Genomic DNA, 15,425 nt, shown 5'->3' with positions numbered 1-15,425 from the left:
GCTCACGACTCTCCCAGGCGGATCGCGGCCGCAGGGCAGACGGTCGCGGATTCACGAACGGCGTCGTGGAGTTCGGCCGGCGGGTTCTCGTTGAGGAGGACGACCAGGCCGTCCTCGTCGCGCTGGTCGAAGACGTCGGGGGCGAGCAGCACGCACTGACCCGAGGCGACGCACCTGGGGACGTCGACTTCTACACGCATGAGGTTTCTTCCCTGTTCTCGGTGGCGGGGATCAGGTGGTTGCGGTCACCAGGTGACGGGCAGCTCGACGACGCCGTAGACGACCGTGTCCTGCTTGAAGGCGATCTCGTCCATCGGTACGGCGATCTTCAGCTCGGGCAGCCGGCGGAAGATCTCGGGCAGCACGATCTGGAGTTCGGCGCGGGCCAGCGGCTGGCCGAGGCACTGGTGGATGCCGTAGCCGAAGGCGAGGTGCTGGCGGGCGTTGGCGCGTTCCAGATCGAGGTCGTCGGGAGCGGTGAAGAACTCCGGGTCGCGGTTGGCGACGTGGATGGGGACGATCACGCCCTCGCCCGCGCGGATGGTGACGCCGTCGATGGTGACGTCCTCGACGGCGGTTCGGCGCAACCCGCCGTGCACGATCGAGACGTAGCGCAGAAGCTCCTCGACCGCGCCCGCGACCTGCTCTTCCCCACCGAGGATGTGCGGAATCTGGTCGGGGTGGCTGAGGAGGGTGATGGTGCTCAGCGCGATCATGTTCGCGGTCGTCTCGTGCCCGGCGAGCAACAGGAAGGCACCCAGGTCGGCGGCGTCCTGGTCGGTGATGCCGCCCTCGTCCGCCTGCGCGGCGAGCCGGGTGATCACGTCGTTCCCGGGCTTGGCGTGCTTGGTCTCCACCAGTCCCAGCAGGTACTCGGAGAGGCTCGCCCACGCCTGCGCGCTCTCCTGCGCCGTGGCGTTGAAGTCGACGATGACCTTCGAGTGCTCCTGGAAGAACCCGTGGTCCTCGTACGGCACACCCAGCAGCTCGCAGATGACCAGGGACGGCAGCGGCAGCGCGAAGTGCTCCACGAAGTCGGCGGGCTCGCTCAGCTCGGTCAGATCGGTGAGGAGCTCGTCGGTCAGGCGGGCGATGGCCGGGCGCAGCTCGTTGATGCGCTTCACCATGAACTCCCGGGTCAGGGTGCGCCGCATCATCCCGTGGACGGGGTCGTCGTGGTTGACGAAGAAGCCCCGCGGGCCCTGCGGAGTGTCTTTGGGCGAGCCGGGATGGGTCGGATCGGTGCTGAACGCCGGGTTGCCCAGCACCGCGCGGGCGTCCTCCCAGCGGGTCACCAACCAGGGACTGAGCTGCCCCTCCCACAGGGAGACGCGGGAGATGGGCTGTGTCGCACGGAGTTCGGTGTACAGCGGCGAGGGATCCAGAGGGGCGCCCTGCGGGCGGACGAGCGTGAACGCGGGAACAGCGGGAGACGAGGTCATGGGTGTGCCTTTCCATCGTCGGCTAACACTGTTAGTCGAACAGAAGTTAGACTAACAGTGTTAGCCGACGAGCGGGAAGCCCTGGGTCGGCTGGGACGAAGCGCCGACCGTTGAAGGCAGGGGTGTGCCGAGGGCCGTAGGCTGCTGCGGGCAGCGAGGAGGAGGCGATGAAGTCGCAGGTCAAACGGGTCCCCAATGCGCGGGGCGAAGGCGAGCGGTTGCGGCAGGAGATCCTCGGCGCGGCGACCCGCATCCTGGAGGAGACGGGGCGGGAGGACGCGCTCTCCCTTCGCGGGGTCGCCCGCGAGGTCGGCATTGCCGCACCCAGCGTCTACCGGCACTTCAAGAGCAAGGCCGACCTGGTGACCACTGTCCTCGAAGCCACCTACCGAGCGCTGGCCGTCGCGATGAGCGAGGCGGGCGAGGCGGCCGCCGCGGCAGGCGCGGACCCGCGGGAACGCGTGCGGGCCATCGTCACCGCCTACCGCAGGTTCGCCATCGACAAGCCCCGCCGCTACCGGCTGATGTTCAGCCTGGAGTACGAGCCCGACCGGCCACCGGCCACCGGCCACCCCATCGACACCATGCTCCAGGCGTGGACCGACACGACTGACGCCTACCTCGCCGAAGTGGTCCCCAGCCGCCGGTCGGAAGCGCAGGACCTGGGTGTCCACCTGTGGACCGCCCTGCACGGCCAGCTCGTCCTGTGGCACACCCTGCCAAGTGCCGCCGCCGGCAACGAAACCATCCTGATCGAGCTGGAGGAGTCCTTGCTGCGACGCCTGCTCCCGGTACCGGAGGCTCCGAGCCCCGCCCAGTGACAGGCCAGGATGGCTCCCCACTCCCGGAGGCGGACCAGGGTGCACGCGCGGCTCGAAAGTCATCGCCGCACCTCACGCGACATGCCTGCCCTCGTCGACGACTCCGCCGAGGATCCGGGTGCGTTACCTGATCACTCGCGACGTCGAACAGCGTCTCGCAATCCGATGGACCGCATGAGCAGGTAGGCGATTTCGGCGATGCGCATGGTGCTGTTGCCGAGGTGGTGGCGGACCAGGTCTTCGCGGGTCGTGGCGAGGATTTCCTGGGAAGCTGGCTCCTTCGAGCTTCGGTTGTCGTTGCAGGGTGCGACTGCTGACGGCGAGGTGACGGGCAACCTCGGTCATGGAGGTTCCGCCGGCGGGAAGTGTTTCGCACAGAGCGGCCTGCACCCGCTCGGCGACGCTGGCCGTCGCCTGCAGGCCGGACAGGCGTCTGCGGAGTTCCGGGGCGCAGAACCGCCAGCGTTGCTCGTTCTCGGTGAGGAACGGGCGGCTCGCATCGTCGAGCGCGAAGGTGATCGCGTGCGTCTGTCCCTTGTGGACTTCTACGCGGCCGGCATGGATGCCGAATCGGTGAACGAACCCTCTGCTTCGCTGCTGGTGTGGTGACCGGACAGGGTGTGTCATTAGGACCAGCTGGCCGTGCAAGGCGGTCCACAGATGGATGCCGACGGTCTCCGCTTCCGATCGACGGGCGGGCGCGATCGCCGCGAGGTAGGTGTCCGCGGCGTGGGTCCATGCCTGGAGCACGGTGCCGAGAGGGGTGTCGGCGAAGGGCTGGCGCTCGGGTTCGTGTTCCAGGCTGAACATCAGCCGGTACCGGCGGGGCTTGTCGATGGCGAATCTGCGGCAGGCGGCGGTGGTGACCCCTATCCGTTCCCACGGGTCGACGCCGGCCGCGTCGCCGGCCGCGCCCATCGCTGCGGCCAGCATCGGTAGGCGGCGGCGAGCACTGTGGTGATCAGTTCGGTCTTGTCCTTGAAATGCAGATAGACACTGGGCGCGGAGATGCCGACCTCGCGGGCCACTACTCGCAGGGAGAGCGCGTCCTCGCGTCCCGTCTCCTCCAGGATGCGGGTCGCCGCGCCGAGGGTCTCCCGCCGTAGCCGTTCCCCCTCGCCCCGCACCTTGAGCACCCGTCTGACCTGCGGCTTCATGGCCACCTCCTCACTGTGCACCGCATCTGCCGCCTGGGTCCCCACACGTACGGCCGGCGCCGCAGAGGCGAAACAGAGGATGTGGCTTCACATCCTTCAACTAACGGTGTTAGCCTAGCGAACAGAACGACTAACACCGTTAGTCGATAGCGGCGCCCAGGTGACCTGCGGGCGGCGGAACTGAGGAGAAGTCGATGACGGCTAGGAAGGTCGTTGCTGTGGTGGGCGCCACGGGCCAACAGGGCGGGGGGGCTCGCCCAGGCGATTCTCGCTGACCCGGCGGGCGAGTTCGCGCTGCGGGCGATTACTCGTAACCCCGACTCCGAGGCCGCGCAGGCGCTGCGGGAGCGCGGGACGGAGGTCGTGAAGGCGGACTTGGCGGATGAGGCGAGCCTGCGGGCGGCCTTCGAGGGTGCTGACGCCGCGTTCCTCGTCACGAACTGGGCCGAGCTGATGGACCCGAAGGCCGAGATCGACCAGGCTCACGCAATGGCGCGCGCGGCAAAGGCGGCCGGCGTGGGACACGCGATCTGGTCGACCAACGACGACTCCCGCCAGACGATCCCGGCGGATGACGAGCGCTACCCGGACGTTCTGGGATTCAAGGTCCCGCACATCGATGCCAAGGCGTCTGCGGACGCCTACTTCACCGAGATCGGTGTGCCCACGACGTTCCTTCGGACGTCCTTCTTCTGGGACAACCTCGCCAGCGTGATGCCGTTGCGGCGCAACGAGGACGGCACCCTGACCCTGGCGCTGGCGATGGGCGGCAGCAGGCTGTCGGGTATCGCCGCCGCCGACATCGGCAAAGTGGTGCTCAGCATCCTCAAGCGCCGCGAGGAGTTCCTCGGCCGCACCGTCAGCATCGCCGGCGAACACCTGACCGGAACGCAGATGGCGGCGCAGTTCTCGGACGTGCTGGGACAGACGGTCACGTACCATCCGCTCCCTGTGCAGTCGATCCGGGAGGCCGGCTTCTACCTTGCCGACGACGTGGCGAACATGTTCCAGTTCTTCACCGAGTACGAAGACGTGATTGTGGGCCCGCGTGACGTGTCCGCCACTCGGGAGCTTCACCCTGAGCTGATGACCTTCGCCACCTGGGCGGCGCAGAACCGGGACCGCGTGCAGGCCGCCACTGCCGAGCAGAACTGGAGTCAACTCCTATGACTCAGTACGACAATGGCTCAGTCGCGCGTCGTGTTCGCTGTTCCACCAGCGGGCGCCTTGAAGGGTGCGGACCACACGGAGATGCCGGGCCGGCGCGGGAGGAACGTCTGCCTTCACGCCCATTCGCCTAGAATGAATCCGCCGTTGTCCCGCCGGATCTCCACGGCACCGGCACCGCCGAAGTGTGCGGGCACGAGCAGTTTCCGCTCATCGACTGCGCGGGTGGAGGATCCGCTGACGCGTACGGGCGGCTTGTTCAGGGGCCAGGCAGGTGGCACCGCTGCAGTCGGGATGGAGAATCTGCACGGAGCTGTGCAGCACATCTCCGACGAAGACCGCCCGCTCGTTTCCGGAGGCCAGCCGCAGCACGGACGAGCCGGGGTGTGACCGGGCGCGGACTCCAAGTGGATGGGCGCGATGCTGTCTGCACAGATGAGGCGATCGTCCGGTTGCAGGCCATTCCCGTCCGACTTGCCCGGCCCGAAGTGCGCGTCGTCCGCTGCGGGAATGAGGTACTCAGCGTTGGGAAACGCCGGAACCCACTCCCCGCCTGCGTCGACGGTGTTCCCACCGCCATGGTCGACGTGGATATGCGTATTGACCACGACATCGACGTCCTGCGGGGAAACGCCGACTCTCGCGAGTCCTCCGAGGAGGCCACCACGCCGGAGATGGAACTCCGGGGTCGACACCTCCCCCGGCGGCGTCGACCACCAGCGACGGGACGCGTCACGCGACCCTCCCAGAACCAGGAGCCTGGCGTAATGCCATTGACCGGAGACTATGAACCGAGTCTGTCCGACTTCGTCCGCAAGCAGGTCGAGACCTACGAGGCGTCCGGAGGCACCGAGGCCGTCGACCTCATGGGCAGGCCCGTGGTCATCCTGACGTCGGTCGGTGCCAGGACCGGCCAGCTGCGCAAGACCCCGGTGATGCGGGTCGAGCACAACGGGCAGTACGCCGTGGTCGGCTCGCTCGCCGGCGCGCCGCACAACCCGGCGTGGGTCCACAACCTGCGCAAGCACCCGCACGTCGAGCTGCAGGACCGCACGGAGAAGCACGACTACGTGGCCCGCGAGATCGAGGGCGACGAGCGCGCGGTGTGGTGGCAACGCGCCGTCGAGGCAGAACCCCACTACGCCGACTTCGAGAAGAAGACCGACCGCCTGATCCCGGTCTTCGTGCTGACGCGCACACCCGAGTGATCGCCGCGCCGGAGCCCGCATTCACGCGAGCCCCGGCACCCGGCAGCTGACGCACACCCCGCTTCACCCACCGATCTCACGAACGGCCCTGTCAGGCCGCGTGGAAAGGCAGAACCTCATGCGCGCAGTCCGCTATCACGAGTACGGCGGTGTGGAGACCCTCGTGGTCGAGCAGGTGCCGGAGCCCCGTCCCAGGCGCGGCGAGATCCGCATCCGTGTCGCAGCGGCCGGCGTCAATCCCATCGACTGGAAGTTGCGTTCCGGTGCCGCGCGCGGGGTGCTCCCCATCAACCTGCCCGCGATTCCCGGGCGTGAGGCCGTCGGTGTCGTTGACCAGATGGGTGAGGGCGTGCAGGGGGTGAGCATCGGTGACCGGGTCTTCGGGCTGGCCGCCCTCACCGGCGCGACTGCGGAGCTGGCCGTGCTCCTGGCCTGGGCCCACGCGCCCGCCACGTGGACCGACGAGGTGAGTCCACCGTCGTCGCGACGAGATCCGTCCGGTAGAGAGGGACGTTGGCCGCGCCCAGCTGCTCCTGGTCGACCGGCAGCGACACCAGCGAGCCCACCGACAACACCGGCGCACCCGAGGAGTCCGCGATCCACACCGACATCGAGTCCGGCCCGGACGCGGTCACCCGGACGCGAACCTCGGTGGCCCCCACGGCGTGGCAGACCACGTCGCGCCAGATGAACGGCAGGCGGGTCGCGGTGTCGGTGTCGTCCCGCAGGAGTTCCGCGTGCAGGGAGGCATCGAGCAGCGCCGGGTGGACGACGAAGGTGCCCGGTTCACCGGCTGCGGTGGGCAGCATGACCTCGGCGAAGACCTCGTCCCCGCGCCGCCACGCCGCGCGCACGCCCTGGAAGGCCGGACCGTAGCCGTACCCCTGCGCGGCCAGCCGGTCGTACAGGTCACCGATGTCCACAGGTCGTGCATCCGCCGGCGGCCAGGTCTCGAGATCACCTTCTGGCGCTGCCGCCGCAGGGGTGAGGAAGCCGACCGCGTGACCGGTCCACGGCGCGTCGACTTCACTGCCGACCGGGCGGGAGTGCACGGACACCGGCCTGCGCCCCGTCCCGTCCGCCGCGCCGACCGACACCTGCACCGCGACGGCGGTGTGCTGCGGCAGAACCAGTGGCGTCGTCACCGTCAGTTCCGCCACCGCCGGACAGCCGAACTCGGCTCCGGCCCGCAGCGCCAGTTCCAGGAACGCCGTGCCGGGCAGCAGCACCGCGCCGCCGGCGACGTGGTCGGCGAGCCACGGATGCGTGGTCAGGGACATCCGGCCGGTGAAGACGGCGCCACCGGAGCCGGCGAGCCCCACGACCGCGCCGAGCAGCGGGTGCTCGGCGGACTGCAGTCCGGCGACACTCACACCGGCCACGTCGTCGGTCGCGTCCAACCAGAACCGCTCACGCTGGAACGGATACGTCGGCAAATCCACGGTTGTCGCCCCGGCCCCGGCCAGCCACGTCGCCCAGTCCACCCGGACGCCCTGCACATAGGCCTGCGCCAGGGACAGGTGCAGACGGTCGAGCCCGCCGTTGTCGCGACGCAGCGACCCCACGGCGACGGCGGTGCCGCCGACCTCCTCGACGATCTCCTCGATCGGCACGGTCAGCACCGCGTGCGGGCTCATCTCGATGAACGCCTCGTGGCCCTGCGCGATCAGATCCCGCACCGCGGCCGAGAAACACACCGGCTGCCGCAGGTTCGCGTACCAGTACTCGGCGTCCAGGCCCGTGCCGTCGATCCGCTGGCCGGTCACCGTCGAGTGAAACGGCACCTGGCCGGTCACCGGCTGCACCGCCGCCAGGTCGGCGAGGACCGACTCCCGCATCGATTCGACCTGCGCGGAGTGCGCGGCGTAGTCGACGTTGACCATCCGCGCGGCCACGTGGTCCGCCCGGAGTTGTGCGGCAAGCCGTTCCAGAGCCGCCGTCCCACCGGAGACCACCACCGTAGCGGGGCCGTTCAGCGCTGCCACCGAGATCTCTCCGTCGAACGGCAGCAGCAACTCCCGGACCTGGTCGGCGGGCAACGGGACGACCATCATGCCGCCGTTGCCGGCCAGCGTCCGGCGCACCGCCTGGCTGCGCAGGGCCACGATCCGGGCGCCGTCGGACAGGGTGATCGCCCCGGCGACGCACGCCGCGGCGATCTCCCCCTGCGAGTGCCCGACCACGGCCTCGGGCTCGACGCCGTACGAACGCCACAGCTCGGCCAGGGCGACCATGACGGCCCAGAGCACCGGCTGCACCACGTCGACCCGATCGAGTCCAGGCGCACCGGGCACGCCGTGCAGCACGTCGTCGAGCTTCCAGTCGACGTGGGGCGCCAGCGCGTCGGCACACCGGGTCAGCCATTCGGCGAACACCGGGGACTCGGTCAGCAGCGCCACCGCCATCCCCGGCCACTGCGAGCCCTGCCCGGGAAACACGAACACCACCCGCCGGTCGCCACCGGCGACGCCACGAACAAGGTTGCGCGCCACCCCGTCCCCGGCGAGGGCATCGAGGCCGGCGAGCAGTTCGTCCCGTCCTGAGCCGACCACGACGGCGCGGTGCTCCAGCTTCGCTCTCGTCGCGGCCAGCGAATAACCCACGTCCTGCGGCGGCTGGTCACCGACGTGCTCGGCGAGCACCGCGGCCTGTGCCGCCAGTGCGGGCGCGGACCTGGCCGACAGCACCCACGGAACGGCGGCGACCGCCGGCCGCGTGGCCGGCTCCGCCTCCACGACCGGTGCCTGTTCGAGGATCAGGTGGGCGTTGGTACCGCTGATCCCGAACGAGGAGACCGCGGCCCGGCGCGGTGCACCAGTCCGCGGCCACGGCCGCTGCCCGGTGAGCAGCCGCACGCCACCCAGAGCCCAGTCGACGTGCGATGACGGCGGATCAGCGTGCAGTGTCGCGGGCAGCAGACCGGCCCGCATCGCCAGCACCATCTTGATCACACCGGCCACCCCGGCCGCCGCCTGGGTGTGGCCGATGTTGGACTTGATCGAGCCCAGCCACACCGGCTCCCGGCCATCGCGCTCCGCGCCGTAGGTGGCCAGCAGCGCCTGTGCCTCGATCGGGTCGCCCAGCGTGGTGCCCGTGCCGTGCGCCTCGACCACGTCGACGTCGGCCGCGGTCAGTCCCGCGTCGGCCAGCGCCTGCCGGATCACCCGCTGCTGGGCGGGGCCGTTGGGGGCGGTGAGCCCGCTGCTGGTGCCGTCCTGGTTGCTGGCGCTGCCGCGGATCACCGCCAGCACCCGGTGCCCGTTGCGCTGAGCGTCGGACAACCGTTCCAGCAGCAGCATTCCGACGCCTTCCGCCCAACCGGTGCCGTCGGCCGACGCGCCGAACGCCTTGCACCGCCCGTCCGGTGACAGTGCGCCCTGGCGACTGAGCTCGACGAAGCTGTTCGGTGCGGACATCACCGTGACGCCACCGGCAAGCGCCATCGAGCACTCGCCGCGGCGCAGCGACTGGACGGCCCAGTGCATCGCGATCAGCGAGGACGAACAGGCGGTGTCCACACTGATCGCGGGTCCCTCCAGACCGAGGGCGTAGGAGACCCGTCCGGTGGCGACAGCGCCGTCGCTGCCGTTGCCGACGTAGCCCGCAACGTCGTCGGGCACCCGGCGCAGACGGGCCGCGTAGTCGTGGTAGATCACCCCGGCGAACACACCGGTGCTCGTGCCGCGCAGCGATGTCGGGTCGATCCTGGCCGACTCGATCGCCTCCCAGGAGGTCTCCAGGAGCAGCCGTTGCTGCGGGTCCATCGCGACCGCTTCCCTGGGGCTGATGCCGAAGAAGGACGGCTCGAACCCGGCGGCGTCGTGGAGGAAGCCGCCGGACTGGGTGTCGCTGGCGCCGCGCAGGTGCTCGAGGTCCCAGCCGCGATCGGCGGGGAAGCCTCCGATGACGTCACGACCCCCGACTACCAGTTCCCACAGCTGGTCGGGAGTTGTGACGCCGCCGGGAAACCGGCAGCTCATGCCGACGATCGCGACCGGCTCGTGGGCGCGGTGTTCGGCGTCGCGCAGTCGCGAACGGGTCTCCCGCAGATCGGCCGTTGCCCGCCTGAGGTAAGCAAGGAGCTTTTCCTCGTTCGTCACCACGTCACCTCACCGAGCCTGGCCAGAACTCGCACACGACAATCTCCTGCGAATTCAGCGAAATCACAACCGCGCCGAACACGGAAGCACGATGCCGGAAAGCTATTCCGAATACACCCGACCGAAAAACCCCTACCTGCCCCCTCAAACGCCCCTACCGCGCCACACAGGGACACAAACCACCCTTACGCGAAATTCGTGGACCGAGCCCACCTCGACGGAGCTCCACCGGCAGGAAAACACAACGACAACAGCGAGGCCACCGACACGGCTTGTCCACCCCACAACAGGACGACACACCGATCGAGTGAGATCGTTCGTCTTCCCGGACGCCGGCCCTGCGTTTGGCGCGAAAAGCACGTTCGGGCCGATAGACGGCCCGAACGATGCTCCTATGGTTTGTCAAGCGGCTGGGGCTTGTTTTGCAGGTTGGCAAGGTCAGCCATGAGGTGGGGGTAGATCTCTCGGGTGAAGTAGCGCTTGAGGCAGCGGATGAGGTGTTTCTTGGTCATCTTCTTGCCGGCGCCGAGTCGGGGAACAGACAGGCGGCCAGCAGCAGGTAGACCAAGACCCGGGAGGGCAGGTCGCGCAACCGGGACTGGGTGGTGCGGGTCGCGGTCAGGGCCGCGTCGACCATCCCGAAGGGCAGGTGTTGGGTGAGTTCACCGAGATGGCCGGGGGCGAAGCGGCCCCCGGCCACGGTGATCATGCGCGTGATGACGGACTGGGTATCCAACGGAGTTCTTGCTGTCTGGTGATCTTGGTCGACACCGTTCCAGCAAGGACTCCGTTGCCTGTTTCATCCGGCTGGTCAGCCGCACTCACCCTTAACTTCACGGCCTTGGGACTAGTCCGCACCCTGATCTGTGGAACCCCGGCGATACCACTGTACGCTGACAAAATGGCAGGTACTGGCAAAAAAGTAAGCTCACCGCACGACGCGGCCTGTGTGGTCGATCACGTCCAAGCCGGCCTTCGGGTACTTGAGGGACGCTGGAAACTGGCGATCGTCCACCAGCTCTTCCTGCACACCTCGCTGAGGTTTTCCGAACTCGAGAAGCTTATCCCGGCCGTGACACAGAAAATGCTGATCCAGCAACTGCGCGCCCTGGAGGCCGACGGCGTGGTCGCACGCACCGCCCATCCGGTCGTCCCGCCCCGTGTCGAATACCGGCTCACCGAGGAAGGCCTCGGCCTGCAGGAGGCCCTCAACGCCCTCAACCGATGGGCACGCACTCACCATCGTGGGTGACCTTACTTTTTTGTCAGTACTTCCCATGATGGGAGCGTGCGCTTACGGTCGAGGAATAGTCAGTTCAGCGGCTTTCTGCCGCAATGCCCCATGAGGAGGAACAGGTCATGCTCGACGGGAAGGTCGTCGTGGTATCCGGTGTCGGAGACGGGCTCGGTCACCAGGTCGCCGCCGCTGTCGTCCGGGACGGCGGCTACGCGGTGCTCGGAGCCCGCACGGAGGCGAGCCTCGCCAAGACCGTCGCCGCCATCGACCCGGACGGAACCCGGACGGCCTACCGGGTTACGGACATCACCCGGGACGACGACGTCGCCGCTCTGGCGGAACTGGCGAGCGAGCGGTTCGGCGCCGTGGACGCGCTGGTCAACGTCGCGGCCATGGACAGGCACTTCGGCGGCCTGGAAGGCGCCGACTTCGAGACCTGGCACCAGGTCGTCGACGTCAACCTGATGGGCACCCTGCGGATGACCCGAGCGTGTCTCCCCGCCCTCAAGGCACGCGGCGGCTCGGTCGTCATGATCGGCACCCAGGCCGAAATCGACCCCCCTGCGCATACGCCCATGATGTACGCGGCGTCCAAGGCCGCGCTGACGTCCGCCATGTACTCCCTCGCGCGGCAGTTCGGCCCCCACCGGATCCGGGTGAACTCGGTGCTGCCCGGCTGGATGTGGAGTCCGAAAGTGGAGTCGTTCGTGCGCGAGTCGGAAGGAGATCTGCTCGCCCAGCTGACCGAGCGGATGGCACTGCCCGAAATGGCCACCGAGGGAGACGTCGCGGAGGCCGTGGTTTTCCTGGCGTCCGACCGCGCCCGCGCCATCACCGGGCAGACCCTCCTGGTGAACGCGGGTGAGGTGATGCGGTAGCCCCGGTAAGCAACTGCTCCGTTCACCGGCGGAAGGCCGCAAGCATGAAGCTGTCCATTCTCGACATCAGCCACACCCGATCGGCGGCAGTCCCGTCGAAGCGTTCGCGAACAGCGTCGACCTCGCGAGGCACGCAGAACGCCTTGGCTACCAGCGGATCTGGTTCGCCGAGCACCACGGGGTGAGCGCGAGCACCGCCTCCAGCACCCACGAGGTGCTGGTGGCGCGGGCGGCGGCGTTGACCGACCGGATCCGTGTGGGATCCGGTGTGGTGCAACTGAACCACTACAGCCCTTTCAAGGTCGCGGAGGCCTTCACCGTCCTCTACGCGATGAGCCTGGGACGCATCGACCTCGGGATCGGCCGGGCCAGCAGCGCGCCCGCACTCGATTTCGCACTCCGCCGCGTCCGCTCCGACGTCCCGGTCGACGATTACGCCGAGCAGGTCGCGGAGGTGCTGGCCTGGCTCTACGACGCCTTCCCGGACGGGCACCCGTTCGCCGGGCACCCCTTGCTGCCCGGCGTCGCCGACCGCCCCCAGCCGTGGTTGCTCGGGTCGAGCACCCAGAGCGCCGTCCTCGCCGGCCGGTTGGGCATGCGGTACGGCTTCGCCGGCTCCGCCAATCCCAGGGCCTCGCGGGCCGCGGCCCAGACCTTCGCGGAGCAGTTCCGCCTGTCCGGACTTGCCGGGAGCCCGGCCGAACCGTACTTCATGTACACGATGAGAGTCGCGGTCGGCGCGACCCAGGAGGAGGGAGACCGGCTCCGAGCCCCGGCCGACCTGTTTCACCAGTGGCTACGCCGGGAGAGCTGCGGGCAGCGCCGCTGCCGGACCCGGACGAGGCGATCGCCGCCCTCGGCGGAATCCCGCGGCCGTGCCTGATCGAGCCCGGCAAGCCCTGGCCCGGCAGCCTGTCCGGGGACCCGGATCAGGTCCTGGCCTCGCTGTCGACCATGGCGGCCGAGACGGACGCCAAGGAACTCATTCTCCAGGACATGATCGTTCGGCCGCACGATCGGATCCGCTCCTACGAATTGCTCGCGCACGCCGTCGAGCTGCCCCGACACCCGCGGGCCCTCGCCGGCTGAGGGACAACCCGCCTGGACTATCGGAGACCATGGAAATGAACAAATACCGATTCGACGGACGCGTCGCGGTTGTTACCGGTGCGGGAAGGGGCATCGGTCGAAGTTATGCGCGACTGCGCACCTCATGCCGCCGTGGGCCGGGCAGGGCATGAACACCGGCATCCGCGACGTCACCAACCTCTGCTGGAAACTCGCCGCCATCGTGCAGGACCCGGCCGATCACTCACTCTTCGACACCTATGACCACGAACGCCGGCCGCACGCACAGGCGATGATCGACCTGTCCACCACGCTCGGCAGAATCCTCAGCCCTACCCGGCGATCCCTGGCACACGCGCGCAACTGGTTCCTCCGCACGGCCTCACTCGCCCCCGCGGTCAAACGGTGGATCCTCGAGATGCGGTTCAAGCCGATCCCCCACCACCAAAGAGGTTTCGTGGTGCCGGAAGGTCCGGACAAGCGGCCTCCCGGCGTGGGCCGGATGTTCGTACAACCGTCGGTCGAGACCACCGCGGGTACGCACCTTCGCCTCGACGACGTTCTCGGCCCGTGGTTCGCAGTGATCGGATTCGAGTGCGATCCGCTGGCCGAGCTCAGCGACACCGAACTCACCGTGGTGAGAACCTTCAAGCCGCACATCGTCAAGATCATCGAATCCCGAGCCGGCCAGCGATGGCGGCGGCAGCGGTGTGCCGATCCGGACACCATCGTGGTCGAAGACGTGCACAACCAGCTGCGCCCATGGTTTCAAGCCCGTGGTCGCAACGTCGTGCTCGTCCGGCCCGACCGCTACGTGGCCGCGATGACCACGCCGGACGCGCTCGGCTCCGCGGTCACGAACCTCGCCGGGCAGTTCAGCGCATCAGGAACCGACCGGCGGGGATGAGAGTCTGCCATCTGGTGACCTGTTCGCCTGCGTCGTCGAACAGACCCACCGGTTCGGCAGCGACGTGGTGAGCGAGTTGGAAGGGAGTGGCAATCCCGGCGAGCCCCTGTCCGGCGGCGCCCAGCACACGAGCGCCGCTGCGGTTGACACATGAACCGTCCTGCCGCCAGTGAGACACACCCCAGCACGGTAAGGCAATGTAAGTGCCGCTTCAGTTTGGAACGTCCCCAACCGCCGAAATTGGGCAGCCCGTACAGCAGACGACCGCTCTCAACAACGACCCACACGCAGACCGTAGAGCGGCCTGGGCCGGATTCATCGGGTACGCCTGACCTCATCACCGGCGCAGGTACGGCCCCTGTCATCCTCGCCAGCGACCTGCCCGGTTTCCCCGACATGTGGATGCCGCTCGACCGGATCCTCGACGAGGCAGTACACGCCGCCGACCCTGTCCAGCTGATGCGCGTGTTCGGGCTCGGCGCCAGCGCCTCGGTTCGGTACGTCCGCGCAGCACATCCTGAGAAGTTCCATCGCGATCCGGCAAGCCCGTGAGTCTGGTTTGGACGAAATCACCTCGCTGCGCTTCCCGAACTGTTCTCAGTGCTCGTTGCGCGGAGTGCGGTGGTGGGTCCGTCAGGTTGCTGGCAATCGCACGACATGCCGGAGCTGGACGCGCGCGCCGGGCCCTTCTCCTATAGCGCCGATCACGGAGCGATCACCCGAACGAGCCCGATCCGCTGGCGGGTTCCAGCGGCAGCCACACCCGCGAGAACGGGCAGCACCGGAGCACGAGCGACCGCGTCGGCACGCTACGTCCGCTCGCAGACATCGACCACGACCGAGCCGGCCCGAGGGATCGCTCTTCGCCCAACGGGGCTTCGACGACGTGAAGGTCAGCGAGATCGCGGCGCACGCGGGGGTCACGTCACGGACGTTCTTCCGGTACTTCCCGTCGAAGGAAACCGTGATCCTCGACATCTGGGACCAGACGAACGCACGTCTCATGGAGTTGATCGAGACGGTGGGGCAACCTGAGGCCGAGGTGCTGCCGACGCTCACCGAAGCCGTCGTGACCTGGTGTCGCGAGTACGGGGACCTCTTCCCCGCCCTGGCTCCGATGGCTGAGCAGTCCGAGGCCCTCATGGCGGCTGTCATCCTCCGCACTGTCGTCTGGGAGGACCATCTCGCGGACGCGCTGCGTGTGCGGTACCCAGAACTCGACGAGATGGACGCCAAGGTGTGGAGTTCCACGACGATGGCCCTGCTCCGCCTCTTCCAACGCAACGCCGCCACCCACGGCCTCAGCTACGCGATGGCCGCCCAGGACGTCTTCGACCGGCTCGCCGCCCTGACGTCGAAGAGCTCGTCGCATCGGATCACAGGCGCCTCCCGTCGCCCCAGCGGCATCGCCTGACGCCTCGGCTCTGGGCTCAGCCCTCC

General features: G+C 68.6%; 16 protein-coding genes and 2 pseudogenes. 11 read left to right on the top strand and 7 right to left on the bottom strand.

The annotated features are described in order from the left end of the window. Nucleotides 1-2: 2 nt before the first annotated feature. Together ABZV40_RS37335 and ABZV40_RS37330 are read right to left on the bottom strand one after the other, a co-directional pair. The gene (locus ABZV40_RS37335; protein WP_355452941.1) at nt 3-200 is read right to left on the bottom strand and encodes a ferredoxin; all 198 of its coding nucleotides are present in this window, start codon (nt 198-200) and stop codon (nt 3-5) included. 45 nt (nt 201-245) lie between these two features. Next, nucleotides 246-1,442 carry a cytochrome P450 gene (locus ABZV40_RS37330; RefSeq protein WP_355452938.1) on the bottom strand — a complete coding sequence of 399 codons (1,197 nt, stop codon included), beginning with the start codon at nt 1,440-1,442 and terminating at the stop codon, nt 246-248. A 167-nt stretch (nt 1,443-1,609) separates the two neighbouring features. Here ABZV40_RS37330 and ABZV40_RS37325 point away from each other — a divergent pair, with 167 nt between their 5' ends. After that, complete coding sequence (locus ABZV40_RS37325) at nt 1,610-2,263, top strand: TetR/AcrR family transcriptional regulator (protein ID WP_355452935.1); 654 nt, start codon at nt 1,610-1,612, stop codon at nt 2,261-2,263. A gap of 123 nt (nt 2,264-2,386) precedes the next feature. Here the strand turns inward: ABZV40_RS37325 and ABZV40_RS37320 are convergent, their stop codons facing one another. Next, complete coding sequence (locus ABZV40_RS37320) at nt 2,387-3,196, bottom strand: TetR-like C-terminal domain-containing protein (protein WP_355452932.1); 810 nt, start codon at nt 3,194-3,196, stop codon at nt 2,387-2,389. Beyond that, nucleotides 3,133-3,420, bottom strand: coding sequence for a helix-turn-helix domain-containing protein (locus ABZV40_RS37315; protein ID WP_355452929.1), 288 nt, complete (start codon nt 3,418-3,420; stop codon nt 3,133-3,135). Before ABZV40_RS37315 ends, ABZV40_RS37320 begins: the two co-directional genes overlap by 64 nt. Nucleotides 3,421-3,633: 213 nt before the next feature. Between ABZV40_RS37315 and ABZV40_RS37310 the strand changes: the two genes are divergently transcribed. After that, nucleotides 3,634-4,590 (top strand): NmrA/HSCARG family protein, encoded by a 957-nt coding sequence (locus tag ABZV40_RS37310; RefSeq protein ID WP_355452925.1) that lies wholly within the window; start codon nt 3,634-3,636, stop codon nt 4,588-4,590. A gap of 113 nt (nt 4,591-4,703) precedes the next feature. Here the strand turns inward: ABZV40_RS37310 and ABZV40_RS37305 are convergent, their stop codons facing one another. Next, the gene (locus tag ABZV40_RS37305) at nt 4,704-5,282 is read right to left on the bottom strand and encodes an MBL fold metallo-hydrolase (RefSeq protein WP_355452922.1); all 579 of its coding nucleotides are present in this window, start codon (nt 5,280-5,282) and stop codon (nt 4,704-4,706) included. Nucleotides 5,283-5,354: 72 nt separating this feature from the next. Here ABZV40_RS37305 and ABZV40_RS37300 point away from each other — a divergent pair, with 72 nt between their 5' ends. Then, nucleotides 5,355-5,795, top strand: a complete 441-nt coding sequence (locus tag ABZV40_RS37300) for a nitroreductase family deazaflavin-dependent oxidoreductase (protein WP_355452919.1) — start codon at nt 5,355-5,357, stop codon at nt 5,793-5,795. 118 nt (nt 5,796-5,913) lie between these two features. Next, nucleotides 5,914-6,258, top strand: a pseudogene (locus tag ABZV40_RS37295) (alcohol dehydrogenase catalytic domain-containing protein); the annotation flags it as partial. Here the strand turns inward: ABZV40_RS37295 and ABZV40_RS37290 are convergent. Both ABZV40_RS37290 and ABZV40_RS37285 read right to left on the bottom strand, forming a co-directional pair. Then, nucleotides 6,191-9,895, bottom strand: coding sequence for a type I polyketide synthase (locus ABZV40_RS37290; protein WP_355452916.1), 3,705 nt, complete (start codon nt 9,893-9,895; stop codon nt 6,191-6,193). The pseudogene ABZV40_RS37295 and the gene ABZV40_RS37290 sit on opposite strands and share 68 nt — an antisense overlap. A gap of 532 nt (nt 9,896-10,427) precedes the next feature. After that, nucleotides 10,428-10,604 (bottom strand): annotated as a pseudogene (locus tag ABZV40_RS37285) (transposase domain-containing protein); the annotation flags it as partial. A 192-nt stretch (nt 10,605-10,796) separates the two neighbouring features. Here ABZV40_RS37285 and ABZV40_RS37280 point away from each other — a divergent pair. The 7 genes from ABZV40_RS37280 to ABZV40_RS37250 all read left to right on the top strand — a co-directional run bounded on the left by ABZV40_RS37280 (nt 10,797) and on the right by ABZV40_RS37250 (nt 15,399). Then, nucleotides 10,797-11,147 (top strand): helix-turn-helix domain-containing protein, encoded by a 351-nt coding sequence (locus ABZV40_RS37280; protein ID WP_355452913.1) that lies wholly within the window; start codon nt 10,797-10,799, stop codon nt 11,145-11,147. Between the two features lie 107 nt (nt 11,148-11,254). After that, entirely contained in the window at nt 11,255-12,010 is a 756-nt protein-coding gene (locus ABZV40_RS37275; protein ID WP_355452910.1) for an SDR family oxidoreductase, read from the top strand. 13 nt (nt 12,011-12,023) lie between these two features. After that, nucleotides 12,024-12,893 carry an MsnO8 family LLM class oxidoreductase gene (locus tag ABZV40_RS37270; protein ID WP_355452998.1) on the top strand — a complete coding sequence of 290 codons (870 nt, stop codon included), beginning with the start codon at nt 12,024-12,026 and terminating at the stop codon, nt 12,891-12,893. A gap of 71 nt (nt 12,894-12,964) precedes the next feature. Further along, nucleotides 12,965-13,099, top strand: a complete 135-nt coding sequence (locus tag ABZV40_RS37265) for a hypothetical protein (RefSeq protein WP_355452907.1) — start codon at nt 12,965-12,967, stop codon at nt 13,097-13,099. Nucleotides 13,100-13,223: 124 nt separating this feature from the next. Beyond that, nucleotides 13,224-13,985 carry an FAD-dependent monooxygenase gene (locus ABZV40_RS37260; protein WP_355452904.1) on the top strand — a complete coding sequence of 254 codons (762 nt, stop codon included), beginning with the start codon at nt 13,224-13,226 and terminating at the stop codon, nt 13,983-13,985. Nucleotides 13,986-14,381: 396 nt separating this feature from the next. Beyond that, nucleotides 14,382-14,537 (top strand): hypothetical protein, encoded by a 156-nt coding sequence (locus ABZV40_RS37255; RefSeq protein WP_355452901.1) that lies wholly within the window; start codon nt 14,382-14,384, stop codon nt 14,535-14,537. Between the two features lie 64 nt (nt 14,538-14,601). Next, on the top strand, nt 14,602-15,399 hold the full coding sequence (locus ABZV40_RS37250; RefSeq protein WP_355452995.1) for a helix-turn-helix domain-containing protein: 798 nt from the start codon (nt 14,602-14,604) through the stop codon (nt 15,397-15,399). Nucleotides 15,400-15,425 lie beyond the last annotated feature (26 nt).

The sequence above is a fragment of the Lentzea sp. NPDC004782 genome (assembly GCF_040609115.1).
In the GTDB taxonomy this organism is placed as follows: domain Bacteria; phylum Actinomycetota; class Actinomycetes; order Mycobacteriales; family Pseudonocardiaceae; genus Lentzea.
This window is presented reverse-complemented; position numbering and strand designations above follow the sequence as displayed.

Bases quoted from the DNA above. Each gene is read 5' to 3' on its own strand.
- ABZV40_RS37335 (WP_355452941.1), bottom strand. From the start codon at position 200: ATGCGTGTAGAAGTCGACGTCCCCAGGTGCGTCGCCTCGGGTCAGTGC.
- ABZV40_RS37330 (WP_355452938.1), bottom strand. From the start codon at position 1,442: ATGACCTCGTCTCCCGCTGTTCCCGCGTTCACGCTCGTCCGCCCGCAG.
- ABZV40_RS37325 (WP_355452935.1), top strand. From the start codon at position 1,610: ATGAAGTCGCAGGTCAAACGGGTCCCCAATGCGCGGGGCGAAGGCGAG.
- ABZV40_RS37320 (WP_355452932.1), bottom strand. From the start codon at position 3,196: ATGCTGGCCGCAGCGATGGGCGCGGCCGGCGACGCGGCCGGCGTCGAC.
- ABZV40_RS37315 (WP_355452929.1), bottom strand. From the start codon at position 3,420: ATGAAGCCGCAGGTCAGACGGGTGCTCAAGGTGCGGGGCGAGGGGGAA.
- ABZV40_RS37300 (WP_355452919.1), top strand. From the start codon at position 5,355: ATGCCATTGACCGGAGACTATGAACCGAGTCTGTCCGACTTCGTCCGC.
- ABZV40_RS37280 (WP_355452913.1), top strand. From the start codon at position 10,797: ATGGCAGGTACTGGCAAAAAAGTAAGCTCACCGCACGACGCGGCCTGT.
- ABZV40_RS37275 (WP_355452910.1), top strand. From the start codon at position 11,255: ATGCTCGACGGGAAGGTCGTCGTGGTATCCGGTGTCGGAGACGGGCTC.
- ABZV40_RS37265 (WP_355452907.1), top strand. From the start codon at position 12,965: ATGGCGGCCGAGACGGACGCCAAGGAACTCATTCTCCAGGACATGATC.
- ABZV40_RS37260 (WP_355452904.1), top strand. From the start codon at position 13,224: ATGCCGCCGTGGGCCGGGCAGGGCATGAACACCGGCATCCGCGACGTC.
- ABZV40_RS37255 (WP_355452901.1), top strand. From the start codon at position 14,382: ATGTGGATGCCGCTCGACCGGATCCTCGACGAGGCAGTACACGCCGCC.